The sequence below is a fragment of the Paenibacillus sp. MAH-35 genome (assembly GCF_058135425.1).
This window is the reverse complement of the sequence record NZ_JBYUPU010000010.1, coordinates 218,087-243,284: the sequence shown is the minus strand read 5'-3', so window position 1 is coordinate 243,284 and position 25,198 is coordinate 218,087. Positions and strand designations below refer to the sequence as shown.

The 25,198-nt window shown below is 56.2% G+C and carries 24 protein-coding genes and 1 riboswitch; of the genes, 19 read left to right on the top strand and 5 right to left on the bottom strand.

The genetic code is table 11. The features are described 5' to 3' along the window. The first annotated feature begins 132 nt into the window (after positions 1–132). The 7 genes from AC3Y2E_RS13895 to AC3Y2E_RS13865 all read left to right on the top strand — a co-directional run bounded on the left by AC3Y2E_RS13895 (position 133) and on the right by AC3Y2E_RS13865 (position 7,916). The gene (locus AC3Y2E_RS13895) at positions 133–810 is read left to right on the top strand and encodes a YdeI/OmpD-associated family protein (protein WP_379211178.1); all 678 of its coding nucleotides are present in this window, start codon (positions 133–135) and stop codon (positions 808–810) included. A gap of 1,061 nt (positions 811–1,871) precedes the next feature. Further along, positions 1,872–3,050, top strand: coding sequence for an MFS transporter (locus tag AC3Y2E_RS13890; protein ID WP_379211176.1), 1,179 nt, complete (start codon positions 1,872–1,874; stop codon positions 3,048–3,050). 244 nt (positions 3,051–3,294) lie between these two features. Then, the gene (locus AC3Y2E_RS13885; protein ID WP_190923848.1) at positions 3,295–3,861 is read left to right on the top strand and encodes a beta-class carbonic anhydrase; all 567 of its coding nucleotides are present in this window, start codon (positions 3,295–3,297) and stop codon (positions 3,859–3,861) included. A gap of 184 nt (positions 3,862–4,045) precedes the next feature. Next, the gene (locus tag AC3Y2E_RS13880) at positions 4,046–4,498 is read left to right on the top strand and encodes an Rrf2 family transcriptional regulator (protein WP_379211173.1); all 453 of its coding nucleotides are present in this window, start codon (positions 4,046–4,048) and stop codon (positions 4,496–4,498) included. Positions 4,499–4,859: 361 nt separating this feature from the next. Next, complete coding sequence (locus AC3Y2E_RS13875; protein ID WP_379211171.1) at positions 4,860–5,522, top strand: nitroreductase family protein; 663 nt, start codon at positions 4,860–4,862, stop codon at positions 5,520–5,522. A 157-nt stretch (positions 5,523–5,679) separates the two neighbouring features. Beyond that, positions 5,680–5,784, top strand: a riboswitch (purine riboswitch). Positions 5,785–6,017: 233 nt separating this feature from the next. Then, positions 6,018–6,626, top strand: a complete 609-nt coding sequence (locus AC3Y2E_RS13870; RefSeq protein WP_190923844.1) for a xanthine phosphoribosyltransferase — start codon at positions 6,018–6,020, stop codon at positions 6,624–6,626. Continuing rightward, complete coding sequence (locus AC3Y2E_RS13865) at positions 6,627–7,916, top strand: nucleobase:cation symporter-2 family protein (protein ID WP_190923842.1); 1,290 nt, start codon at positions 6,627–6,629, stop codon at positions 7,914–7,916. It abuts the gene before it with no gap. Between the two features lie 68 nt (positions 7,917–7,984). Here the strand turns inward: AC3Y2E_RS13865 and AC3Y2E_RS13860 are convergent, their stop codons facing one another. Together AC3Y2E_RS13860 and AC3Y2E_RS13855 are read right to left on the bottom strand one after the other, a co-directional pair. Beyond that, entirely contained in the window at positions 7,985–9,025 is a 1,041-nt protein-coding gene (locus tag AC3Y2E_RS13860) for a DUF7309 domain-containing protein (RefSeq protein WP_379211168.1), read from the bottom strand. Between the two features lie 95 nt (positions 9,026–9,120). Continuing rightward, positions 9,121–10,008, bottom strand: coding sequence for a TRM11 family SAM-dependent methyltransferase (locus tag AC3Y2E_RS13855; RefSeq protein ID WP_379211209.1), 888 nt, complete (start codon positions 10,006–10,008; stop codon positions 9,121–9,123). Positions 10,009–10,230: 222 nt separating this feature from the next. On the opposite strand from AC3Y2E_RS13855, the gene AC3Y2E_RS13850 reads away from it, so the two are divergent. The 3 genes from AC3Y2E_RS13850 to AC3Y2E_RS13840 are packed head-to-tail and all read left to right on the top strand — an operon-like array spanning position 10,231 to position 11,508. After that, entirely contained in the window at positions 10,231–10,509 is a 279-nt protein-coding gene (locus AC3Y2E_RS13850; RefSeq protein WP_379211165.1) for a hypothetical protein, read from the top strand. A gap of 45 nt (positions 10,510–10,554) precedes the next feature. Continuing rightward, positions 10,555–10,866 (top strand): MGMT family protein, encoded by a 312-nt coding sequence (locus AC3Y2E_RS13845; RefSeq protein ID WP_379211163.1) that lies wholly within the window; start codon positions 10,555–10,557, stop codon positions 10,864–10,866. A gap of 9 nt (positions 10,867–10,875) precedes the next feature. Then, complete coding sequence (locus tag AC3Y2E_RS13840; RefSeq protein WP_379211161.1) at positions 10,876–11,508, top strand: TVP38/TMEM64 family protein; 633 nt, start codon at positions 10,876–10,878, stop codon at positions 11,506–11,508. A 13-nt stretch (positions 11,509–11,521) separates the two neighbouring features. On the opposite strand, the gene AC3Y2E_RS13835 is transcribed toward AC3Y2E_RS13840, so the two are convergent. After that, the gene (locus AC3Y2E_RS13835; protein ID WP_379211159.1) at positions 11,522–12,991 is read right to left on the bottom strand and encodes a methyl-accepting chemotaxis protein; all 1,470 of its coding nucleotides are present in this window, start codon (positions 12,989–12,991) and stop codon (positions 11,522–11,524) included. A 334-nt stretch (positions 12,992–13,325) separates the two neighbouring features. After that, the gene (locus AC3Y2E_RS13830) at positions 13,326–14,456 is read right to left on the bottom strand and encodes an ATP-binding protein (protein WP_379211157.1); all 1,131 of its coding nucleotides are present in this window, start codon (positions 14,454–14,456) and stop codon (positions 13,326–13,328) included. Positions 14,457–14,915: 459 nt separating this feature from the next. On the opposite strand from AC3Y2E_RS13830, the gene AC3Y2E_RS13825 reads away from it, so the two are divergent. The 4 genes from AC3Y2E_RS13825 to AC3Y2E_RS13810 all read left to right on the top strand — a co-directional run bounded on the left by AC3Y2E_RS13825 (position 14,916) and on the right by AC3Y2E_RS13810 (position 19,070). Then, on the top strand, positions 14,916–15,410 hold the full coding sequence (locus tag AC3Y2E_RS13825; RefSeq protein ID WP_379211155.1) for a GyrI-like domain-containing protein: 495 nt from the start codon (positions 14,916–14,918) through the stop codon (positions 15,408–15,410). Positions 15,411–15,608: 198 nt separating this feature from the next. Continuing rightward, a complete protein-coding gene (gene desA / locus AC3Y2E_RS13820) occupies positions 15,609–16,646 on the top strand; it encodes a Delta(5) desaturase DesA (RefSeq protein WP_190923829.1) in 1,038 nt (345 codons plus the stop codon). Between the two features lie 110 nt (positions 16,647–16,756). After that, positions 16,757–17,014: a helix-turn-helix transcriptional regulator gene (locus tag AC3Y2E_RS13815; RefSeq protein WP_379211152.1), complete on the top strand. Its 258-nt coding sequence runs from the start codon at positions 16,757–16,759 to the stop codon at positions 17,012–17,014. A 301-nt stretch (positions 17,015–17,315) separates the two neighbouring features. Continuing rightward, positions 17,316–19,070: a hypothetical protein gene (locus AC3Y2E_RS13810; RefSeq protein ID WP_379211150.1), complete on the top strand. Its 1,755-nt coding sequence runs from the start codon at positions 17,316–17,318 to the stop codon at positions 19,068–19,070. Between the two features lie 572 nt (positions 19,071–19,642). Here the strand turns inward: AC3Y2E_RS13810 and AC3Y2E_RS13805 are convergent. After that, entirely contained in the window at positions 19,643–20,836 is a 1,194-nt protein-coding gene (locus AC3Y2E_RS13805; protein WP_379211147.1) for a XylR family transcriptional regulator, read from the bottom strand. Between the two features lie 225 nt (positions 20,837–21,061). Between AC3Y2E_RS13805 and AC3Y2E_RS13800 the strand changes: the two genes are divergently transcribed. The 5 genes from AC3Y2E_RS13800 to AC3Y2E_RS13780 all read left to right on the top strand — a co-directional run bounded on the left by AC3Y2E_RS13800 (position 21,062) and on the right by AC3Y2E_RS13780 (position 25,170). After that, the gene (locus AC3Y2E_RS13800; protein ID WP_379211145.1) at positions 21,062–22,054 is read left to right on the top strand and encodes an NAD(P)-dependent oxidoreductase; all 993 of its coding nucleotides are present in this window, start codon (positions 21,062–21,064) and stop codon (positions 22,052–22,054) included. Positions 22,055–22,351: 297 nt separating this feature from the next. Beyond that, on the top strand, positions 22,352–22,669 hold the full coding sequence (locus AC3Y2E_RS13795; RefSeq protein WP_379211142.1) for a hypothetical protein: 318 nt from the start codon (positions 22,352–22,354) through the stop codon (positions 22,667–22,669). Beyond that, entirely contained in the window at positions 22,615–23,136 is a 522-nt protein-coding gene (locus tag AC3Y2E_RS13790) for an extracellular solute-binding protein (protein WP_379211207.1), read from the top strand. The genes AC3Y2E_RS13795 and AC3Y2E_RS13790 overlap by 55 nt, the downstream gene beginning before the upstream one ends. 39 nt (positions 23,137–23,175) lie before the next feature. Further along, positions 23,176–24,150: a zinc-dependent alcohol dehydrogenase gene (locus AC3Y2E_RS13785; protein ID WP_379211140.1), complete on the top strand. Its 975-nt coding sequence runs from the start codon at positions 23,176–23,178 to the stop codon at positions 24,148–24,150. 39 nt (positions 24,151–24,189) lie between these two features. Beyond that, on the top strand, positions 24,190–25,170 hold the full coding sequence (locus tag AC3Y2E_RS13780) for a zinc-binding dehydrogenase (RefSeq protein ID WP_379211138.1): 981 nt from the start codon (positions 24,190–24,192) through the stop codon (positions 25,168–25,170). Positions 25,171–25,198 lie beyond the last annotated feature (28 nt).

Genomic DNA, 25,198 nt, shown 5'->3' with positions numbered 1-25,198 from the left:
CACGAGCCCCGGTTCCGTCTCAGGCGGACTCAGGGCTTTCTTGCACGGGAGCCGCATTTATTTAGAAATTGGACAAGGGGCCTGCTATACTTGGTGTAGTATCCAACCACAAAAGGAAACGGGAGAACCATCATGACCAAATCGATCGCAGACAAGCTAAACCTTCATAAATACGAGCACGCCGTTATCTTGAATCAGCCTGAAGGATCGGACTATTTTGCAGAGCTGACCGGTTACGATACGGAGCTTCCAGAGGATCGGGCGTATGACCTTATTTTCGCTTTCGTGCTGGATATGGAATCACTGAAGGAACTGGTAAACCGCGTAATCCGGCAGGCGAATCTTCGCAAAGGCGGTTATCTGTTCGCGGCGTATCCGAAAAAAGGGAACAAGGTGTATCCGACTTTCATCCACCGCGACGATCTGCTTGAAGGGCTGGGCAGCGACGAGGACGGCTATATCGGGACAAGCTCGATCAAATTTGCGCGCATGGTGGGCCTGGACGATGTGTTTACAGTTGTCGGATTCAAGGAGGAAGCCCGGGGCAAGGCGCAGGCTGCTGCGAAGCTGAGTCAGAAGGTGGACGATTATATCGCGCTCATCCCGAATATCGAACAAGATTTGAGCGATTCCCCCGAGCTGCTTACGTTTTATTCGTCGCTGACGCCCGGGTACCGCAAAGATTGGGCCCGTTACGTGTACAGCGCCAAGCAGGAGGAGACGATCGCGAAGCGGCGGGAAGAGATGAAGATGATGATGAGGGCGGGGTATAAAAGCCGCGAGCTGTACCGCAAAGACTATCCGAAATAAAAAAACGGGATGGAGCAGGAGATTGTCCTGGCTCTGTCCCGTTTGTTGTTTAAGCATAATGGTAAAGTTATCCACCGTACTATAGCGGAGAAGGGGCCTCTTCCTCGAATAAGAGCGGTTTGGGGGTGTTAATATCCGCGAAAAGAGTACACTCCCCATCAGTGGGCTGAAATAAGGGGTACAAACCGCCTCTATTCGTCCCTGTTTGCCCCAAATGCCGAAAATAGAGGGTGTCAAAGAGACTGTCGATTCATTGTGTAGAAGTGTTAGCAAGACCGTTCCAAGTGAAAAGTTACCTTCTTCTGCTCAAACAGGTTGTCCGGAATCCCTTGATTGAATAAGGATTGTAAGGTAGGGGATTCCAGACAAAACTCGCCAGAAGGTAATCTTTTCCCTTTCCACTTGGTTGTCCACAATGAATCGACAGCCTCGTCAAAGACTCTTATTTTGTTATAGAGCTCGTACGGATTTCGTTTCAGCGCAGCCGACCGTGTGTCGCCGCAAGAATGGGAATTACGTCCCATCTAAAACCGGGCGGGTACTCCATAACCCATCAACGCAACTGTCTTCCCGAGACCGGAGACGAAAAAGGCGAATATTAAAAAGCATTGCAGGATCATTGCGGCAATCGACACAGCAAATATCTCCGTTATTCTTATATAGTGAGTATTCTCATTAAGAGTGACCACTACTATAAAAAGGTAAGGAATCTCCGCTTTGTCAAGGGGGATCGCTGCTGCTTGGCATAGGAGCTTTATGGCGGAAAGGAATCGCGGGAGGGGCATGCGCATTGGGAGCGGACATCCGTTTAGAAAACCGGGAAATTTCAAAAATGCAATTGCCATACCGGGGCCGTTTCCGATACGATGTTGCTAGAACCTAAGTTTAGAGGTAATAATCGGCTAACGTAATATCCGTCTACAGAACCTTCTGAGAGGAGATCGCAACGATGACCTATGCCCGACCTCCCTGCTAATCGTTAGGAACCCGCAGCCCGCGAGCGCCTCCCTAAACCGGATTGAGGATGGACCCAAACCGGTTATTAGAGAGGAGCCCGCTGTATGGACTATCGGTCCAATGTGTGGAAATTGTACGTCATCCGCTTCTGTTCCAGCCTCATCCCTGCTTATGTAATCGAGAGATTGTTTTGGGAAGAGAGAGGCATGACCATCCAGATGGTCATCTATACCGAAATATTGTTTGCCGTTACCGTCGTCCTGACCGAGGTTCCGACAGGCATTATCGCCGACCGGCGGGGGCGCAAGCCGATGCTTGTGCTGGCCGCTCTGCTGGGATGCCTTGAGTTTTTGCTGCTGGTGTTCGCGACGGAGTTCTGGCACTTTGCGCTTGTCGTATTCCTTGCGGCTCTTGCAAGATCGGCCGGCAGCGGAGCGGAGCACGCCCTGCTCTACGACTCGTTATTGCACGAGGGTAAGGAGCGCGAATTCGAGAAATACATCGGCCGGTTCAATGCGCTCGATATCGCCGCTACCATCCTTGCCGCGTTATGCGGCAGCGTGCTGGCGAGCCGTTTCGGCTTCGAGTTCAATTACTGGATCTCGTTTACGGCTATGTGCGCGGCTCTCGCAATATCGCTGTTGCTGAAAGAACCGGCAAGGAGTGGCGGGGAGGCGGGAGAAGAGCCGATTCCGGTGCGCATTTATGTGACCGCCTCGCTTCAGTTTTTCCGGCATCGGCCAGGGGTGCGCCTGGTCTTGCTGTCCGGTATGGTGACGGGGGCTGCGATCGGCTATCTTGACGAATTTTGGCAAATTTATTTGGAGCGGCTGCATATTCCGGTTCTCTACTTCGGCTTGTTCTCGGCGGGGATGTTTCTGCTGAGGCTGCCGGGCAACGTTCTGGCCTATAGGCTGACACGCCGGTTCAGCCACAGAGTGCTGATGTCGGTTGTGACCGCGGTGCTTGCCGCCGGTTTCGCGTACTTGTCGCTGTATAAGGACTGGGGGAGCTTGGCGGCGATGTCCGTCATCTGTTTATTTGCCGGCGTAATGGAGCCGCTCGCTGCGGGATATTTGCACCACCGGACGGATTCATCCATGAGGGCGACGATCGGCTCGTTCCAGTCGCTTGGCGAAAATGCGGTTCATGTGGGGATCGGCCTGGGCTTTGGCTATTTGTCGTCCAAGTTCGATATTTTCGGCGGATACGGCTTTATTGCGGTTGTGTGCAGCTTGTTTTTCGTTTACTTCGTATCGGCATCGAGGAAGGTCGTCGAGTAGACGGCCCGTCTCGCAGGGAGCTGTCATCGGGAGCGGCAAGCCCCCGGACAGCTCTTTTTTGCTGTGATTCTAACCGGTACTGAGGTTTGCATTTGCAGCGAGGGGTGTTGTAGATTTTGCTGGGTGCATATAGAATAAATGCTAGATTACAATGAAGGCGTTCCGGTTCGGAGGCGATGCGGCAGGCCGAACGGGTCTGCCTGTCCGGACGGGATGCCTCAAGCAGCATGTGAGGAGGATACAGATGTCGATCGTTACAAGCCTATTGGAATACAATAAGAAATTCGTAGAAGAGAAAGGTTACGAAGACTACTTGACCGACAAATACCCGGATAAAAAAGTAGCGGTGCTGACCTGTATGGATACGCGCCTTAGCGAGCTGCTCCCGAAAGCGCTCGGCTTCAAAAACGGGGATGCGAAATTTATCAAAAATGCCGGAGCGATTCTGACCCAGCCGTTCGGCAGCGCCATGCGCAGCCTGCTGGTCGCCGTCTATGAACTGGAAGCCCGCGAAGTGCTCGTCATCGGTCATCATGGCTGCGGGATGACGGAGATCGACACAGGACGGATGGTTTCCAAATTCGTCGAGCAAGGTATCGATCCCTTGGTGCTGGATACGCTTGAGAAATCCGGCATTCGGATGGAGAAGTTTTTGCGAGGCTTCGACCGGGCCGAGGACGGCGTCATGCACAGCGTAAAGATGATCCGGAGACATCCGCTTTTTCCGAAAGCGATCCCGGTTCACGGATTTGTGATGCATCCCGAGACGGGAGAAGTGGAAGTGATCGTGCAGGACTACCGCGAAGAGTAATGAGCCGCGGAAGAGGACAGCAAGTAGGGGCGTCGCACGGGTGGCGGCGGCCTGCCGTCCGGCTTGGCGGAATCCGGTCCGCGGGGCGCAGCAAGGTTTGCCTCTTGCCCATAAGGCCGGATCACGGTACAATGCAGGAAAGTATGGCTGGCGCATACAACGGGACACGAGGGGAGAGGATAAGATGGAATTGGAGAAATGTACGGGCAATTATCATCCCAAATGGTTTGGTCTTGCGGTTCAAGCTCTGATCATTTTGTCCAAAGAAAACATCCAGACGTGTCCAAGCGTAGAAATCGCCCAGTACCTGAAGTCGGAAGCGACTTTGCTGCGCAAAATTTTGGCCGTTCTCGCGAAAGAAGGATTTCTCGATACGCGGGAAGGCCGGGACGGCGGTTACCGGCTGAAGAAGGAGCCGGAGTCGATTACGCTTGAGGAAGTATACCAAGCATTTCAAGTCAGCAGTCCGCTGTGCTACGGGATCAAGGAGTCAGCCGGAACGCATCCGTTCGGAGTAGAGATGAAGGCGATCTACAGCGAGATTACGGGCGAGATGGACCGGAGCATGCGCGAAGTGCTGGGCCGGTATACCATTGCCGATCTGGCGAAAAGACTGAACGCAGACACGTCCGTATAAGCCAGGAAAGATCAGGAGTTGACAGGACCGGCTGTCTGGTACTATACTGTGCAATATCAATAACAGTTGATTTTTTTAGTGATACTGTGCGAGATTTAACACAGAACAAAAGCGGTTCTGGCGCGGCAAGCTCCTTTCTTTGTTTTTAACTGTGCCAAATTATACTCAGTATAAGAAAAGCTTCTAAACGAAGCACTTACCACGATGAATGACGCTGCGTAAGAGGTAGCTTTTCTTGGTACAGAAACTCGTAGTTTGCTTTTTCGAAGCAAAGCTTTGAAGCTTAAGCACTTTAGCAAACTTAAACTTTCTGGCGTGTAACGTTAAAGAAAGAATCCCTATCTACTAAGGAGGAATTATAGTGACACAGGCTCAAACGATTCAAGCGACGGAGCAGCAGCCTTTTTTTAACGTAATCCGGGAGCGTCGTTCGGTACGTGCGTATGACCCGTCGGTACGGATTTCCCGCGAGGAGATGAACGAGATTCTGGGGCAAGCCGTTCTCGCTCCATCTTCGTCGAACTTACAGCCATGGCGGTTTCTGGTGATCGATACGCCGGAGCTCAAGCAGAAGCTGCTGCCGATCGCTTACAATCAGCAGCAGGTCGTGGACGCCTCGGCGGTGATCGCCATATTGGGCGATGTCGAGAGCTATAAGAAAGCCGAAACCATTTATACCCAGGCTGTAGAAGCAGGTTATATGCCGGCTGACACCGCCAAATCGTTTATCGAACGCACGGTCGGCATGTATTCGAAGCTTCCTCCGGAAGTCGCCCGCCAAATTGTCTATACGGACGGAGGTTTGGTCGCGATGCAGCTTATGCTTGTCGCCCGGGCCAAAGGCTACGATACGGTACCGATGGGCGGTTATGACAAAGCGAAGCTGATCGAAGCGTTCGCCATCGCTGACCGGTACGCTCCGGTTATGCTGGTAGCGATCGGGAAGGCGGCGAGTCCCGGCCACCCGACGACCCGTCTGCCGCTCCAGGAAGTCGCGTTCTACAACGAGATGCCGGCGGAATAACCGCCAGCCTCTTTCCGATACGAAGACCTTCGCTCCCGCTGCTCGCGGGTTGCGGGGGTCTTTGCTGCTTGTGAACGGCTACATGCCGGAAATTCTCGAATATTGTCGAAAAATCAATATTTCCCTCTTGTATTGGAGAAGTGGAGTGTGTATGATACAACATAGAATTGAATTGACTCCTATAATGTTGGGAATATGGCCCAATAAGTTTCTGCCGGATAACCATCGTAATTGTCCGACTATGAGTGGAGAGCGAGTGCGCCCGTAACCGTTCATTGGGCGGTACAGGCCCTGTTCGCGTACACCATAAGGGAATCAACCCGTAGGGACAAGCTTCGCTTGAGGAACCGCTCAAGAAGTTTGTCTCTTTTTATCGTTAAACCATTCAAGTACGTGTTCCAAAAGTCCGGTTCGATGCCGAGCAGGCTTCCTGATCGGTTTCGTGATCAAAAGTGGACTTTTGGAACAACCTCTTAAAGGAGCGTCGGTTGTGAAATGAAAGTACTTCAAGAACGAATACGCCAAGACGGGCTCATCTTGTCCGACACGGTGCTTAAGGTCGATTCCTTTCTGAACCATCAGGTAGATACGCAGCTCGCGCTGGAGATCGGGCAGGAGTTCGCGCGCATCTTCGCCGGCCGGCCTGTCACCAAGGTGCTCACCATCGAGGCGAGCGGCATTCAGTTTGCGATGGCGGCCGGCATCGCGCTGGGCGTTCCTTTTTTATACGCGAAAAAGAAAAAGGCGGTGACGCTCTCCGAGCAGGTGTATTCGGCGCCCGTTCATTCGTTCACCCGCCAGGAGACGTACCAGGTCAGTCTCTCGCAAAAATATTTGGGCCCCGGCGATAAAGTCATCATTGTGGACGATTTTCTCGCGACGGGAGCCGCCCTACTGGGGCTGGTCGATATCGTGGAGCAGGCCGGAGCGGAACTTGTGGGAGTAGGCTGCGTCATTGAGAAGAGCTTCCAGGAAGGCCGCGGCTTGCTGGAGCAAAGAGGCGTGCGCGTTCATTCGCTGGCCCGCATATCGTCGATGTCGCCGGGTGAAATTAACTTCATAGAAGACGAGCCTTCCGTGTCCCGAATCAAGGAGAAGGTGTAGATGCTAAGCAAGCAGCGAGTGATTACACTTGGGTTTCAGCACGTGCTCGCCATGTACGCGGGCGCGGTTATCGTTCCGCTTATTGTAGGGGGAGCGCTGAAGCTGAGCAGCGAGCAGATGGCTTATTTGATCGCGGCTGATTTGTTTACGTGCGGAATCGCCACGATTTTGCAGGTGATGGGCTCCAAATATTTCGGCAGCCGCCTGCCGGTTGTGCTCGGCTGCACCTTCACCGCCGTAGGTCCGATCATCGCGATCGCCTCCACCTCGAATTTGGCAACCGCGTACGGGGCGATTATATTGTCAGGCTTGTTCGTCGTGCTGGCCGCGCCGCTGTATGGGAAGCTGCTGCGGTTTTTCCCGACGGTTGTGACCGGATCGGTCGTCACGATTATCGGGTTATCGCTTATTCCGGTTGCAATGAACAATGCGGCCGGCGGCCAAGGGAGCCCGGACTTCGGTATGCCGCGCAATCTGCTGCTTGCGCTCGTTACGTTAATCGTGATCCTGCTCGTGAATCGGTTTGCCAAAGGGTTTATCCGGGCCATCTCGGTACTCGTCGGACTGGCGGTCGGAACGGTGGCCGGTTATTTTATGGGCATCGTCCAATTCTCGTCAGTGACGGACGCTTCGTGGGTCAGCATCGCCCAGCCTTTTTACTTCGGCATGCCGGAGATCAGCCTAACGGCGATCTTCACGATGATACTCGTTAATATTGTCAGCATGGTCGAGTCGACCGGCGTTTATTTGGCAGTCGGGAAGGCGACGGACCAGAAAGTCGAGCAGAAGCAGATCGTGAACGGTCTTCGGTCCGAAGGTCTCGCCATCATGCTCGGCGGTTTCTTTAATGCTTTTCCTTATACGGCTTTCTCGCAAAATGTCGGCTTGATCGCGCTCACCCGCGTCAAATCCCGGGACGTCATCTTCGCCGCGGGCGGCATTATGGTGCTGCTCGGGCTGCTGCCCAAGCTGGCCGCACTGACGACGGTGATCCCGAACGCCGTGCTTGGCGGCGCGATGATCGTCATGTTCGGCTCGGTGGCCGCTTCCGGCATCTCGATCTTGTCGGAGGTCGATCTCCGCCAAGAGAGGAACCTGCTGATCGCCGCATGCAGCATTGCCGTCGGTCTGGGGTCCGCGGTGCTGCCGCAAATGTTCGATCAACTGCCGGATTTCGCTAAGATGCTGCTGCAAAACGGGATCGTCACCGGCTCACTGACGGCCATCGGCCTAAATCTGTTTATTACGAAGCCTAACGAGGAACCGGCTGTCGCCGAAAGTCATCCCTGAACCTATAAAAAACGTTCCTGATCACGTAAGTGCGGGAACGTTTTTTTGTCGTGTGTCTGCCAGCGGGCTTAGAAGCTTTCGTTAATCGCTTCCTTGGCGTCCAGCAGAGCGTTCAGTCGCGAATGGAACCGAAGCGGGATGCCAAGCTGCTCTGTGCTGGTTTTTAAGGCGTAATAGGCTTTAACGGAACCGACCTCGATTCGGGCGGGTTTGCGGTTCAGCGTCTTCAACAGCTCGATCAGCTGTCTCACATACTCCTCCCGGCAGTCTGCCTGTTCCGCAAGCTGGGCGCTGATAATCATCGACGTTTTCCCGTCGATCCATATACATAAGCGCGGATAAAATGGGCGTTCTCCCCGCCCGCCGATCGTCATCTCCGCAAAGTCGAAGTCGGATTGCCAGACATCGCGGGACTTCTTAATTTTTTTGCACTGATGGAGCGCCAGCTCGTCCGGGAACGTGTAAGGCCCGATCAGGCTGCCTTCGGCATGCCAGGGAAGCCATTCGTCCCGCCAGAGGACGCCTTCCGGGGTTTGACGAGGAACCCGGTGCAGACGTTTCTCCCCTACGCCTTCATCTGCTTCGTCGTGCTCGAAATATAGCTCGCGATTAAGCCGGAACCGTTCTGCCACCCCATACGCTTGTTCCAGTGCGATCGTCAGGAAGCGGACCTCTCCCCGGGTCAGACTCCACGGGTAGAAGCCCGGCGAGTAATTGCGGAATTGCGGCCACTCGCGAGAGCCGCGGAATTTATAGCCAAGCTCGCGGATCAGGCTCAGATCCTCCTTGTCCAGCACGTTCCGGTCTTCGAAATTGACAGCGATGGCCTTCGTGTTAAACATAATCTCCCTGGTGTCTGCGCCAAATGTATTAGCGCTGCGAATCTCTTGAAGCAGCAAAGGTGCGGTCTGGCCCAGGTATACATTCAGTCCGTAATCCATACCTCCCGCGCCTAAAATGACGCAGTACCCGATCTCCCCTGTATACGGGTCTGTGACGGCAAAGTAATCTTCGTCCTCCATCCATTCCCAGCTTGCTTGTTTCTTGAACTGTATAGCCGCTTCGAACAGCTGCCGCCATTCTTCCAGAGCGATTGGTTCGTCGTTCATTTATCCTCAACTCCATTCTATTTCCATTATGCAAAACAGCGGATGTAGAAGCAAGATGCTCCGGGAGTCAGCCGTCCCGCCGTCGAACGAGGCGTTCATGTGCAGATCAGGATGTGCCTGGAAAAGGCTCCTTTCCGCACGGCGCAGCGATCCCGGATTGCGAACCCGGTGCCGGTCACCTGCTCGTCGATGTCGCCGGTGGTTACGATCACCGCTTTATTCGCGATGCGGCGGGTATGATGTAGGATGGACAGCTGCTCCTCCGGCGAAATCCTCGTTACCCGGTTGTAAGGCATATCGACAATCGCGGCATCGTAGCTTGCCTCGATATCGGCGATGGAGCCCAAGGCGACCTCTCCGGTCAGGCCGAAGGAAGCGATGTTCGCCCTGGCGCCGCGGACAGCGAGCGGGTTGATGTCGCGGCCGGTGATGGCGATGCCCATCGAGAGCGCTTCGACCAGTACGGTTCCGATCCCGCAGCACGGATCGATCGCCCGGATAGCGGCCTGCGAGTCCGGGACGGCGATATTGACGATTGCTCTGGCGATTCGGGTCGGGAGGGCGATGGAGTAGCTATGAGGTTTTTTCATATGGTGCAGCCAGACAGGCTCCGCCTTCCGATAACGGCCGAAGTACCATCTGCCGCCCACCGTCACCACCCCGAATGTGTGGTCCGGCTTATGGACGTCGGCTGTGCCGGCGATCGAGGCACCCAGCTCCCGCTCGATAGCGCGTTGTCCGGCGTATTCGATGTTGTGCGGCGGTTCGAGGTCGTTCTTCTTGACGAAGATCACTTTGAACGTAGATCCGCTCAGTTGCAGGCCGGGTAGCTGCCGAGCAATCGCGGAGACGCTGTCCCCCTGGTACAGCACGTCGATCCGTTCTTTGACGAACGGGCTTCGGCTCGGATCGAACGCTGCGGGGCTGCACAAGACGAGCGCGCCTGCGGAGGCATCGGCGCCGAATACGGACCGTTTCTCCATAGCGCACAAGGGGAGTTCCTCTTCGTGACAAGCAAACGTGTATACGAATAGCGGGGTATGCAAGGGACGACCGACCTTTACTGTAGAGTATCTTCACCATACTCCGATCGGCCGGGAAATGCAAAGCGGCGGAACTGCCGTAAGCGACTTCGCACCAAGGAGCGGCAAATGGCGGCAGTATGGTACAATGGCAGTAACTTGCCGAATTAGGAGCTGAACCCATTGACTGCAGAAGTAAATCAACAAGAATTGGTGCAATACATCGCGAATCGTACGAAGATCGACCCGAAGCGGATTCAGCTCGTCCTGAAGCACGAACAGGCGTTCATGAGCGGGGCCAAGGCGAATGCGAAGGGCGAGGTCGATATCGACGGCGACGAGCTGGTCGATTATGTGCTGAGCCGGCCCGATGTGAAGCTGGACGAGTTGAAGGTAGAGGCCATTCTCGATGCGGAGATGGACTATTTGATCGAGAAGGGGCTTGCCGATTACGACGATTAAGAGGAGGAGGGCCGCCAAGTCTGCTCTTTCTTGGGGAGGAAACGGATGGAACCTTACACACAGCGGGTAGTGGACATTATTAAAAGCATCCCGGTAGGGCGCGTCATGACTTACGGGCAGATCGCCGGGCTCGCCGGAAGCCCTAGAAGCGCAAGGCAAGTGGTGCGAATTCTGCATTCGCTCAGCAAGTCCCACCGGCTGCCATGGCACCGGGTCGTGAACGCCAAGGGGGAAATTGCCCTTCCGGATGAAGGGCGCCTGGTTCAGACGCTCCATCTGGAAAGCGAAGGCGTGGACGTCGACGATCAGGGGCGGATCGATCTTGCCCGCTTCCGGTACGAGCCGGACCCGGTCTAAGCGATCGTAATGGTTAAAAAATGGATCTTGGCGATCGTATATATTGGAGCCGCACTCGCGATATACCGGTACGGGGAGAGTATCATGGACGGGTTCCGTCAATCGGATCAGGTGATGCTCGTCCTGATTATGGCGACGGTGATGGCTTTATTTCCGGTTATTCCGTACCCGATCGTCGGAGGCGTGATCGGGGCCGCCTTCGGCCCGATTACAGGAGCCGGGATTACTTGGGTCGGCTCGGCCACGGCCTCCCTCCTGATGTTCGTTTTTGTCCGGTACGGCTACCAGGAGTGGGGGATGCGGATGCTCCGCCGGTACAGCGGGATCGAGAAAGTGACGCTGCTTTTTGAGCGGAATGCGTTTCTCGCGATCCTGTTCGCCCGGCTCCTTCCTTTCGTTCCGTCCTTCGCTATTAACATCTACTCGGCACTAAGCCGGGTATCGGTTGCGGTGTACGTTACGGCCTCCTCGGTCGGCAAAATTCCGGCGATGCTGCTGTTCGCCCTGGTGGGCGACAGCCTGATGTCCGATCCCGGCAATATCGCGGCAGCGATCGGAGTATACGCCGTCTTTCTTGCGGTTACGTTAGGTCTGTATCGTCTGTGGCACAAGCGGAAGGAGCAGGTGGGCGAGCAGCTGTAAGGGGATCGTTCCGTCAGCGCCGCTCCGTCATTTTGTTCAGTTCCGTAGCCAGCTGATCCAGTTGCAGGAAGCTCTCGACGATCTCCTGAATCCGGCTGTCCTGGGTATTCATACTGGCTGCCATCTCCTTGATCGAGGCTGTATGTTCTTCGGTCAGCCCCGCAATCGTTACGATTTCCCCGGTTATTTTGACATATTGGTGATGCAGATCGTCGGCCGACTGCTCCACCTGAGCGGATTGCTCTTCCACCTTGTTCGAGTTGGCGGACAGCCGCCGCATCGCCTCGGCGACCTGCTTGGCGGCATCGGCGCTTTCGATGACGGTCCGCTGACCGAGCATAATTTGCCCCGAAGCCTGATCGGTCTTCGTCCGGATCGTCTCCAGGATGTCTACGATCTGCTCGGTCGACTGTCTGGATGTATCCGCCAGCTTCCGGATTTCACCCGATACGACCGCGAAGCCTTTGCCGTGCTCTCCCGCCCGGGCGGCCTCGATAGCGGCGTTCAGCGCGAGCAGATTCGTCTGCGCCGAGATTTGATGAATCGTCGTGACGATATCGCTGATCCGGCTGTTTTGCTCGTTCAGCTCGTGCATCAGGGAGACGGCCCGGTTGAATGTCTCGTGGACTTGATCCATCTTTTGTTCCAGCGATTGCGCTTCGGCGGCGCCGCTTGCCGTCAGCGTGACGGAACTTGCGGACAGCTCCCGCATCTCTGTGGACCGGCCGGCGAGGGAGGCGACCGCCTGCTCGATAATCTGGACGGATTCGCTGATGGCGGAGATGCTGTTCGTCTGCGTGTCCGTGCTGGCCGTAATTTCCGAGAACGCGGCGGTTACCTGATGGGATATGGTGCTGGTCGACGTCACGTTCAGCTTGAGCTTCGAGCTGAAGTCGTTCAATAAAGTCAGGGAAGCGGACAACTGATCGATCAGCGCCTGCGAATGCGCCTGTTCGTCGATCGCCTTCTGCTGCTGGGCGGCGGCCTCGGCCTGCAGCCGTTCGCCGAATTTGGCGGATACGAGCAGCGGGATGACGATTAAGGCCAGGTACATCGTAATCGTAACCGGATCGTTGATCCCGAACATCTCTTCCTTATAGGGACTCACGAATAAATAGATCGTCAGCCCGAAGCCCAGCAGGGCGGAAAACGCGATCGCCCGGAAGTTCGTATACAGCGTCATAATGGCCAGGTTGACGAATACGAGGAAGTACGTCGTAATAATCGGCCCGGTCCAGATGAGAAGCAGCGTCAAGACGGTTACGATCGCGGCTATAAAATACATCACGTAATCGGCCAGCCACCGTTTAAAGGTCAGAATCGTCGCGGCCCCGCAGGTCACCGACCCGACGATGATCAGCACGATGACGGAGCTTGCGGGCGCGCCCGTTAAGACGTCGACGGCAATCCCCAGAACGAGCATCCCCCAAAGAATCGCCACTAACAGTTTGTTTCTGCGGTGCAGAGTTTCCTTATGATTCACCGACATCCACCTTCCGACTATTCGTACGAAGCCAGAGCTCATGGTGCGTCTTGTAAAGTAGGATCTGACATCGTTACTAGGTATAAGGGCATGTGAAAATAATACCATTCCTGATGAAATACGCAACCATAGACCTATTCGTTGCAGCCCGAATGCATAAATGCGGGAGGAGGCGCAGCGCGAAGGGAATAAAACGCCTGCCTGTTCGACAGGAAAAGCTTTCCCGAGGTTTGCGCTGCGGCCTGCGGGAAAGCCTATTTAGTAAAAGCGGCGAGCCCCGGGTACGGACCCGGCGGGGTTGCAGCGGAGAACGGAGGCGGAACGGTCGTCCGGGTTACTCCGCCTCGTTATAAAACCGGACGGCCAGCCCCGGGTATGCAGCCGATATTTCGTCTGCCAGGCCGCTCAGCCTTGCCGGAGAGAAGGAGGCGCGGAAAATGTCCGGATCGGGCAGAAACGTGACGCTGGTTCCGGTCTCCTTCGTCGTTCCTATGGTTATGAGGCCGGTCTGAGGGATGCCGTGCTTGTAGTCCTGGCGGAACGACTTGCCTTCCCGGCGAATCCCGACGGTGAGCTTCTCGGAGAGCGCGTTGACGACCGGGATGCTAATGCCTTTCTCCCCGCCCGGCGCAAAAAAGGAAGCTCCGTCGCTACGCTGGACAATCCGGGTCAGAACAGCCTGGACACCCGGCGTGTCGGTGCCCGGAAGCGCCTGGACCGGGATGCCCCGGCCGTCGTCGGCTACGGTGATGCTGCCGTCGCCATGCAGGAAGATGTTCGCTTCCGTGCAAGATCCGGCCTTATGCTCCAGAATCGTATTGTCCACCACGGCCAGAAGCAGAAGGTGAGGATCGTATTCCTCGGAAGCTGCGCCCAGATACGCGCCGGCGTTGCTCCGCGCCTCGGCCAGTTCCATGTAATCGCTCGTATCGAGCAGGTCGGAAGCGGCGGAGAGCAGCAAGAGGAGCGGCAGAGCCCGATGACCGGTGAGCGAATAACGTCCTCCGCGTTCTTCCTGCACAAGCAGATTTGCGCCGAGCAGTGCTTTGATGTGATGGTACAGCTGACCTGTCGTGCCCATGTTCAACCGCTCGACAAGCTCGGCGCCCGTAAGCGGCTCGGTCAGCACGGACCGGAGAATGTCCAGGCGCTGCTTATGCCCGAGTGCGGACAGCACCTTGGCCACTTTGTCGCCGTCCAGGCCGAGCAGCTCGCTGACCCGTCTCTCCCGGGGTTCCCAGCGGTATCCCCATTTCTCGCCGCGGTATTGGCCGGAATAAAATATGCCTCCCGCTTCGCCCGGCCGTTCTTGCAACTGCGCCGCAACCGTCATGCCGGTCTCCGCAACGTCCGTTTGTGGGGACGCCTTGCCGGGGTTTGCGTGGACCCATTGTCTGACGAGCTGCTGAAGCTCGCTCAGCCCGGCTTTTACGGCATCCAATTCGGCTCCATAATCTCGGGACATACAACCACCGCCTAATAATTATTTAAATACGTAATTACGTAACTAGATAAATCATACCATAGGGAAGCCATGGTGTAAATAACATCCAAGCCCCGAAGGCGGAAACTAGTCCGATCCCTGTAACGCGATCCCGTATTGAAATCCGGTTCGAGTCCAGCCTATTGAAGAAGGACAAGGGCGGCTATCGGGGAGAGATCCGGCTGAGGTTCTGCTTCGAATGCCTCGAAGTATTGCTTTATGCCGTCAGTAAGACGGGCAGGACTTTCCAGATGAGCTTTTTAAAATCCTGACACGCTGTTGTCATAGTTCCTATTGTACTCTAGTACCAAGTCAGAGCTGGCCCGGTACCCGTACATTCCACTTTGTTGCCGAAAGGTAACGACGGGTATGCGTCCCGGAATGTATTCCGTAGTCTGTCTTAATACCAGGTGTAAGCCTACGAAAAGGATGAGTATGCAAATGAGCCAAAACCTTCAACATAAAGCGGCGATCACGATCGCGGGAATGGCCGCACGCACAACTAATGCACGAGAGGCGGGCCCGGACGGGCTGCTGCCTCAGCTATGGAACCGTTACTTTCAGAACCCCGGTCCGGTTCTCCCGGGAGGAGACAATCCGCACTTGCTCTATGCCGTCTACACCGACTACGAAAGCGACGTTAACGGTGCATACACGGTTGTGATCGGCCATCCATGCGGCGGGAACGAGGAAGCGCCTGCGTCCGATACCGGTATGGAGCGAGTCGTAGTGCCGGAAGCCGACTATCTCGTCTTCGAATCGCGTAGAGGCCCCGTCTTTGAGGTCGTGCTGGAAGCATGGCAGGAAGTGTGGGCTTATTTCCAGGATTTGCCGGTTCGACGGGCGTATACGGGAGACTTCGAGCTGTACGACACCCGGCAGTTCGATCCTCAACACGCAGTCGTTCATTTGTATATTGCCGTTCGTCCTGCTTGAGAATGAGCATCGTTCAACCCAAATACAATCCTCCGGACTCGCGTCAATGCGTGTATGGGGGATTTTTACATTTCAGGAAGAAGAATCTGCGGGTTTATTTCTAAAAAACTGAAACTTATGACCCATCTGAGCGTAATAATAGGATTAGGACAAAATAAGTTCGGGTATACCGGGGTCGAGGAGAGGAAGTTATTACACATGCAGCAAGAGGAACAGTACGGCTGGCGCAAAGAAATTGCGCCCTATGAAAGACCGCAAATCAACGTTAGTGTGCGGCAGATTATTAATACGATTGGGCCGTTCGTTCTTCTATGGATATTGGCTTATCTGAGTTTATCGGTTTCGTATTGGCTTACCCTTGCCCTGGTGATCCCCGCAGGCGGCTTTCTGGTCCGGGTGTTTATCATTTTTCATGATTGCTGTCATAAATCGTTTTTCAAAAACAAGATGGCGAACGAAATCGTCGGGACGATCACAGGCATTATGACCTTCTGTCCGTTCCATCAATGGCGTCATACCCACTCCGTCCATCATGCTTCCAGTGGAAATCTGAGCAAGCGGGGAGTCGGGGATATCTGGACGATGACGGTCGAAGAATATGTAGAATCCTCGTGGCCGGTCCGGCTGTTTTATAGGCTGTATCGAAATCCGTTTATTATGTTTGTCATCGGACCTATCTATATTTTCCTGATCGACTACCGCTTTAACCGGAAACGCGCCGGGGTCAAAGAGCGGATGAATACGTATATAACCAATGCGAGTATTGTAGGAATCGCGGGTCTGCTTATCTGGCTCGTCGGCTGGCAGGCGTACTTGCTCGTACAGGGGCCGATTTTCTTTTTGTCGGGCATGGCGGGCATCTGGTTGTTTTATGTGCAGCACCAGTTTGAAGATACCTATTACGAACGGGATGAGAATTGGGATTATGTAAAAGCGGCGATGCAGGGAAGCTCCTACTACAAGCTGCCTACCGTGCTGCGCTGGATTACCGGCAACATCGGATTCCATCACATCCACCATCTCAGTCCGCGCGTGCCTAATTATCACTTGGAATCAGTGCATAATCTGAATCCGCGCTTGCAGGATGTGCAGACCATTACGCTAACGACGAGCTTACGATCGCTTCGCCACCGGGTATGGAACGAGCAAACCCAACAATTTTTAAGCTTTCAAGAGATCAAGCCGCTTCTGGCGAAGCGCAAGCCAAGACGGACAACGAAGGTGCAGAAGGTATAACGGTCTCCGCCGCACCGGCGCTTGGTGATGAAGGGATCGATACGAAGACGGGCGAGCCGCTTGCGGACGCTCGTCTTTTCCTGTTCCGTGGCCCGGCTTCAGGCTCCAGCTTGACCATCAATCCGTCCTATCTCGTCCGGGCGTTCAAGAACGAGGCGGGCGTGACGCCGATGCATTATTTGAACAAGCTGCGGCTGAGCGCCGCCGTCAGTTATTTGGCGAATACCGAGATGGGCATTCAGCAAATTGCGGAATCGACGGGGTTCAACAGTCTGCATTACTTTTCCCGTCTGTTCAAGCAAAAGTTCGGGTGCAGTCCCAGCCAGTGGAGAGAAGAACTGAATCGCGGGCGCGCCGGCGCCAAGTAGAGAGCCTGGGCACTTCAGGCTCTTTTTGTTGCACGGGGCCTCGTTCCGCAGGTCAGTTTTGTGCAACGAAGGAGGTGAAGCAATAATAAGAAAGCGGTTTCCTAGGGGCTGATGAAAGCGATGATAGGCGCAGATCATCTAACGACAGCCTGCCGGGCGGTTCAGTATGATTAAGGAGTAATCGGGAGCAGGACTCGCCAGATGAGGAAAGCGAGGGTCCGCCGGGCCGGACAAGCGGTTGGAGCGGCAGAGGAAAGGAATCGGGCAGTCCATTCAATAGCCAGCGGGGAGTGGAGTGAGGATGACGACGAAAACGACGGACGACTTTACAAGGGCGGATGATGGAAGTACGGGACGACGCGCTTTAAGCAGGAGGGAAGTATTGACATCCTTATCGGTTGCGGGGGCGGCCGCCGCAGCGGGTCTGTGGTTCGGGGAGGGTACCGGTCATGCGGGAGCGGCGGCTATGGCCTACCCGGGCCGCACCGTCGCGAATGCCGTATATGGTCCGGCTCAGGAGGGCTGCTGCTCGCCGCTGTACAGTTTCGATCATGTGGCGGAGATGAAGCTGGCGGACATTCCGGCAGGGCAGATCGCATCCACCGTCTCCTATTATGCGGGGTGGGAGGCGACACCGCTCGGGCCGCTGGGCGGAGCGTATTACGACATCGTGGAGCCGGCTGATTTCTCGGGTACGCCGGACGGCTTCGGCGACCATGTATTGGCGAACGGCAATATCGCGGTGCTCCGCAAGACCGGCGGGCTGCTTGCCACCCGATACGGCGCAAAAGGCGACAACGGTGCTACCGATTCGTACCCGCAGCTTCAGGCCATGGCGCTGCAATTGAAGAAGCAGGGCGGCGGAACCGTCGTGCTGGACTGGGCGGGCGAAGCCTACGGGATCAGCGAGTCGATTACGCTGTGGAACAACTCGACATTCGGCGGACCCAATTGGTTGAAAGTGATTTCGCAAACGACCTATGATGCGGCGGTAACCGGCGTACCCGGGGCCAAAAACGTGCATATCCCCGAACTTAAGGTCGATTGCAGCTTTATTCCGGCCCAGGGCGGGCTGTATTTGCGGAGAAATCATACGGAATGGCATGCGGGCAGCATCACGGTCAAAAATGCGTCGCACGACAAATTCCGCAAAGGGGGAAGGGCGGTTACGTGCGAAGCCGGCGTCAACCCGTCCCTGTACGGCGGCAGGAAAGCCGTCATCGGCGGGATTATCGCGATCGACTGTTATATGGCGCTCTGTCTGGCGGGCGGAACGAATCAGGAGGACACCGGAGTCGTCGTCCACAGTGTCGTGGCGGAGCGGTGCGAGACGGTGATCGGGCTGTTCGGCAATACCGCCGGCTATCCGCATCCCGGCGCGAAAATGCAGCACGTCGTTCAGCAGGTGGCGGCCCGCAATTGCGGAAAGTCGGTCAAGTACAATCGTCCTCACGGCGCGTTCGTATCCGACCGCGGCTCCAACGTGCGCATCGGCAGCTTCTCGCTGCATAACGACCCGGAATACGGCGCTATCGGTTCTTTGTTCATGGGCGATTGGTCCAATGTTGTGATCGACGGCGGGACGTTTATCGGCGATTGTACCAGCCTGGTCTCGTTCACCCGTTTTTTCGAAGCCGATACGATAACCGACGATGTGTTCGCTACGCTGAACAGCGAATTCGTCGGCATCCGGCAGATCGGCACGTGTACGAACGCCGTAACCGCCAGCAAATCGGACGATCTCAAGGTGCGCGATACGGAAATCGGAATCTACACGGATATCGTAACCTCGGGTCTGGTGCTGACGCCGGCGATTGCCGCCAAAACTACGGTATACTGCAAGTTCCGAAACAAGCAGCATAATGCGCGGATCGAAGGGTTTGCCAGCGCGATCGGTTCCGCCCCGCTATTGTCCGATTACGCGAATGCGTCCGTCGTATACGGATTGACGGTTCACGCGCCGGTATATGCGGACGACGCCTCTGCGGGAGCGGGAAGCTTGGAGGCAGGCACAGTATACCGAACGCCGGCGGGCGAAGCGAGAGTGAAGCTGTAGAGCGGATTGACCGCTTTCACCGGAAAGCGGATGCATCCCGCGATTAGAAGGCAGGCGCGTGACGCGTGGGCGCCGCATGGAGGGCTCGGATATCCGGGGTCGCTGAAAATGGACTTTTCAGCGGGCTTGGCATCCGGCTCTTTTGCTTTATGCAGCAAACTATAGTTATAGCCATCAGTAAGCAGGGCGTATAGGTTGGAGATGGGCATAGCGGCTGCCTCACCCCTGTCTCCCCTTGCTTATGGGCAGGACGGAATCGAATAAGGGTGGTTTGTGAGGCTGTCGATTCAATGTGGACAACCAAGTGGAAAGGGAAAAGATTACCTTCTGGCGAGTTTTGTCTGGAATCCCCTACCTTACAATCGATATTAAATCAAGGGATTCCGGACAACCTGTCTGAGCAGAAGAAGGTAACTTTTCACTTGGAACGGCCTGCTAACACTTCTACACAATGAATCGACAGTCTCGCCAGAGACTCTTATTGTGTGATAGAGCCCGTACGCTGCCGGCTGAACCGTTTACGGTAGTCACCGGGGGACCTCCGGCCTGCAAGCGGTCCGGAGCTGGGTCGGCTAGCACTGCTTCATGGACGAATGCTTCTCCCTGTAGGCGCCGGGCGATAAGCCGGTACATTTTTTGAAGGCGACGCCCATGTATTCCGAATGCTTGAAGCTTAACCGTTCGGCGATTACCGCCAAGGTCCAGTCCGTCTCGGTCAGCAGACGCATCAGGAGCCGCATACGGACCTCGACGATTTCCTCGTGAGGGGTGCGGCCCAAAGCCTGCACAAAGCGGTGGTCCAAAGCCCGGCGCGACAGCGGGACCGCTCGCAGGACGTCCTCCACTTTCAGATCCTCGTAGGCATGCTCGCGGATATACTGGATGGCTGTCGATACATAAGGGTCGCCGACCGCGATCACATCGGTGGATAAACGCGTGACCACCTCCAGCGGCGGTATGGACCATACTTGCGGTTCGATTCGTTCTCCTGCCATCATGCGGTCCAGCAGCGATGCCGCCATGTACCCGGTTTTCATCGTATCGGTTTTGATGCTCGACAGAGGAGGGGAGGCAAGGTTGCACAGTAAATCGTCGTTATCCACGCCCAGGATCGCAGACTGATCGGGCACCGGAACGTCCGCAAGCCTGCACGCTTCCAGCAGCGACTGAGCCATGATGTCATAGCAGGCCATGATGCCGACCGGCTTGGGCAGACGTTCGACCCACCGGGCCATCGCGATCCTCTCTTCCATGACCGTAGATTTGGGCTCATGCGCAAAGCGGTGGACCGGGTAGCCTTTCTCCTGAATCATCCGTTCAAAATGCCGCTCCCGTTCAACAGACCAGGGAAAGGACGGATCGCCGCAATACGCAAAATGCTTCAACCCCCGGCCGGCCAGATGGTCCGCTGCAAGGCCCGCTATCGCTTCATCGTCGGTCTCTACGCAGGGCAAGGAAGGGATCAGGCGCAGCGCGCTCAGATCGACGGTCGGCACCTGCAACTGCCCGACATAGTCCGCAATCTCCTTATTCTCGATGCGGGCCAGAATGCCGTCGCCGTGCCAGTTATGGAGCCAGGACAAGTCCGTGCCGAGCCGGCTGTGCTCCCCCAGGTAGATCGACCACGGGCGGTGCGTCCGGATGTACGACTTCACCCCGGCGAGCAAGCCGCGCGCATATTCGTTCGACGTTTCGATCAGTAGTGCGACATGCTTCTGCGGTTTCTCGGTCCGCTGCCGCGGATAGTCCGATGTAAAATTCCTCATCCTGATATCCCCTCTAATCCGCTTTTACATATATAATAAGATATTCGATTGGTCCGTGAAATGTAAAAAATCGAAGGTATCGTACAAAATTCCTCATCGACCCTCCTGCGAATAACCGCTATAGTGAAGAGAAGAACCCGTCTTCATCAAGTTCACGGTTTGTGATCAGCACAACCCTTATCGTTTCTCACAGCGAACGTTCATGAAGATGATTTTGCGGGAGGTATGATGACCATTTCGAATGTAATCGTCGTTCATCCGGACTTTGAGCAAGTATGGCCTTATACGGCCAACCGGCTGCTGCAGCTTCTCGGGCCGGTCGGGGAATTCGAGCTTGTCCGGCTGCCCCGGAATTGGAGCGGCACGCTGGCCGAGGCGGTCGCCGAACCGGAACAAGTAGCCCGTCTCGTATCGCTGGCCGTACCCGTAACGGTATCGTGTATGGATAAGTTCACCGGCCTGCGGGAGGCTTACCTCGGTACCGGCCCTTACAGTCCCCATACACCGGAGGACGTGTATGCGGTGTTAAAGGCCAGAGGCGTGCGCATGTACGTCCAGCCTTCCGAAGGGTACTGGGGCCAATCCGTTTCGGAATTCGCGCTTGGTCTGACGATCTGCGCATTAAGGAGAATTCCGCAGACGCATCACGAGATGCTGACGAGTCACGATGCTTGGCAGTACGAGTACCAGCAGTTCGGGGACGATCCCCGCTTTGTCAACGGCACGGTCGAAGGCAAGCGGGTACGCATCGTCGGAGCGGGAAATGTCGCCAGCCGGTACGCGAGCTTCGTCCATATGCTCGGAGCTGATGTCGCCGTCTGGGACCCGTACGCGGCGGAGCCGGCGTTTCACCGCGCAGGCAGCCGCAAGGAATGGTACTTGGAGCGGCTGGTGCAGGACGCCGACATCTTCGTACCGATGGTTCCGCTGATGGAAGGGACGAAGGGGCTTATAACGGCGGAGCATATCCGGATGCTGCCGCAGGGCTGCATCGTCGTGCTGGCGACGAGAGCCGGCATATGCGATATGGAGGCGCTGAGAAGAAGAGTGCTCGCCGACGAGATCAGCCTCGCCGCCGACGTCTTCGACATCGAGCCGCTGCCGCTGAACGACCCGCTGCTCGGCCGTCCGAACGTCATTCATACGCCGCACAACGCCGGAAGGACGAAGGATGCGAATGAAGCATGGGCCGAGATGCTGGCCGCCCAGTTTCGTTAATCCCGTACCATACACCGAACAAACCTTGAACCTGCCTTGGCCGGGTTCGAGGTTTTTTTGATTTCATAGAAGGGGATACGGGCTTGGCTTGCCGGCCTATCGGGTTTCACGAAAGATGTCAATAAATGCAAGCGCTGCGTACAAACGAGATAGAGAAAGCGTTTACTTCCACAGCGGATCGGGCAACTAGGGAGATAATCTCTAAAGACCCGCGGCGTTCCCTTTTCCTATAATGAGTGCAGAACCACTTACCAAATAACGAACTTCCGCTGACGCGGAGCGAAGGGGGACATTCCAATGAAAGCGAGAAGGATCGGAATCGGTGCGGCTGTGCTCGCGCTGGGACTGCTGGCCGCAGCCTGCGGCGCCCAAGAGAAAGAGAACGGCACGGAGGCCGGGAACGCCCCGAAGCCGGAGCCCGTTGCAGAGACGAAGCCCGTCACGTTGAAGTTTTACGCGCATACCGTGCTCGACGATTTCGAGAAGTACATCAATCAGTTCGTCAAGCAAAAGTTCCCGCACGTCACGCTGGAGCTGGTCAAAAACGATAAGGCACGACGATCGAAGAGCTGCTCGCGGCGGGAGACGTCCCGGACATTATATGGGAAGGGCTGACCAACATCCATCTGCTGACCCCGCTTAAAGTGCCGACGGACCTGCAGCCGCTCGCCAAAAAGCACGGCTTCGATTTCAACAAATTCGACACCAAGCTCGTGGACAGCATCAAGTCGTATTCGGATCAAGGCCAAATCTACTATTTGCCCTACAATACGCTCGCCTTCGCGCTTATGTACAACAAAGATATATTTGACAAGTTCGGCGTTCCCTACCCGAAGGACAATATGACTTGGGACGAAGCGATCGAGCTCGGCAAAAAGCTGACGCGAACCGAAGCCGGCGTGAATTATATCGGCCTGCGTCCGCCTGGTGCGCTGAATCGCGTCCCCGAACGGATGCCAAGTCAATATTGTGCAAACATGTCCCCTGCGGAGTACCAAACGGCCGTCTTTTCGACGATGGGTGCACCCGCCATTTGGTACATATCCGCTAAAGACCTTGCTCCACGCTTTTCTTATGATTAGATGGAGCCTTACCCACAATGAAAACGGCGGTGAACCACAGTGAAGACCCAATCGAATACGATGAAGGTACTGCAAATTATGAGCTCCGAGCAAGCTACGATCGTCGAGATGCCGATCCCGGAGCCGGGGCCCGGTCAAGTGCTCGTCCAAGTCAAAGAGGTGGCGACGTGCCCGCAATGGGATTTGCATATTTATTACGGCAAGCCGATGTTTGCGCACGAGAAAGAGGTACGCTTTCCTTACTCGCCCGGCCAGCCCGGTCATGAGATGACGGGCGTCGTGGCGGCGGCCGGTCCGGGGACGACGCTCGCTCCGGGTCAGAAGGTGGCAGCTTGGCGGGATGCCGGCCATCATCAGCCCGGCTGTTATGCCGAATATGTCCTGATGAAGGAAGACAATCTGCTGGCTTTGCCCGAGGAGCTCCCGTTCCGCAAAGCGATATCGCTGGAGCTGGCGATGTGCGTCGCGGCCAGTGTTATGAAAATGAAGCAGTACGAGGGCATCCGCGGCCGCCGGTGCGGCGTCAACGGTCTTGGCCCTGCGGGGCTGATCGCCGTGCAGATGCTGCTGGCCGAAGGAGCAAGCGAGGTAGTCGGGATCGATCCCAGCCCGCAAAGAAGAGATATCGCGCTGAGTCTCGGGGCGACGCTCTGCTGCGAGCCGGATTCGGAGGAGATCAGCAAGCGTGGCTCCGCCGGTGCGCTGGACCTCGCGATCGACTGCGTCGGTTATCCGCAGGCGGTGCGCAGCATTATGGACCGCACGAACAAGGCGGTGGCGCTGTTCGCCGTACAGCGGGACGATTACCCGCTGAGACACCAGGGATTAAGCGTGATCGGGTATCCGGGACATTTCCGGGAGGCGGCCAAATATTCGCTTGATTTGATCGTGAAGGGCCAGCTCGATTTCGGTCCGTTGATCAGCTTCGAGCTGCCGCTGGAGCAATACGCGGAGGGCGTGGGCATGCTGAAACGCCAGGAAGCGATCAAAATCTGTTTTATCCCGGGGAACTAAAGCGGCGCGACCGTCATCCCGGATTACCGGAGGGATTTCATGAAAGCGTATGCCGTTGTGTTTACGGACAAGGGAAAGGCCGCATATACCGAAGTGCAAGTACCGGAGCCGGTTGATTATGATGTAATCATCGACGTCGAATGTTCGTGGATCAGCACCGGCACGGAATCGTCGTACTTTCGGGGGGAACGGATCAGGGGCGAGACGCCTTACAAGCTCGGCGATCCGTGGCCGTTCCCGATCGTGGCCGGCTACCAGAAGGTCGGGATCGTCCGGCAGGTCGGCAAGGCCGTACAAGGCATCGTGCCTGGCGAGCGGGTATTCGCAGCGCTCAGCAGAGTATCGGGCATGTTCGAGCCCTATGGGGGCCATATCCATCCGGCCGTTACGCCGGCGGGTCAAATCTGGAAGCTGCCGCAAGGGGCTTCACCCGAAGATTATTGCGGTCTCGTGCTCACGCAGGTCGGGTACAACTGCGGGATGCGCCCGGATGTTACGCCCGGCGATGTGGCGGTTGTGATCGGCGACGGGCTGGTCGGGCAGTGGGCGGCGCAGACGCTGCTGCACCGGGGAGCGGAAGTGTTCGTGCTGGGCAGGCACGACGACAGGCTCGCCCATCTGCCGCCGCAGATCCGCGGTGTCCATACGCGGCGAACGGATGCCGTGTCGGCGCTGGAAGGCCGGAAGGTGGCGGTTGTCGTCGATTCGGTCGGCGACATGGATACGTTTTACGCGCTCCAGCCTTCCATGAAGCGGGACAGTCATCTCGTATCGGCCGGTTTTTTGGGCGAGAAGGGGCTCGTGGACATCCAGAAGCTGCGCGGGCAGGAGATTACGCTGCATACGCCCTCGGGCTGGACGGGCAAGCGGATGGAAGAGACGATTCAGGCGATCGCGGACGGCTGGCTGCAAACGTCGCCGCTGATCACGCACCGGTATCCGGCGGAGCGGGCGGCGGAAGCTTGGCAATTCATTCAGCAAAGCAAATCCGGCGCGCTTGGCATTGTGCTGAATTGGTGAGACTGGAAAGGTGAACCTGAAGACGGCA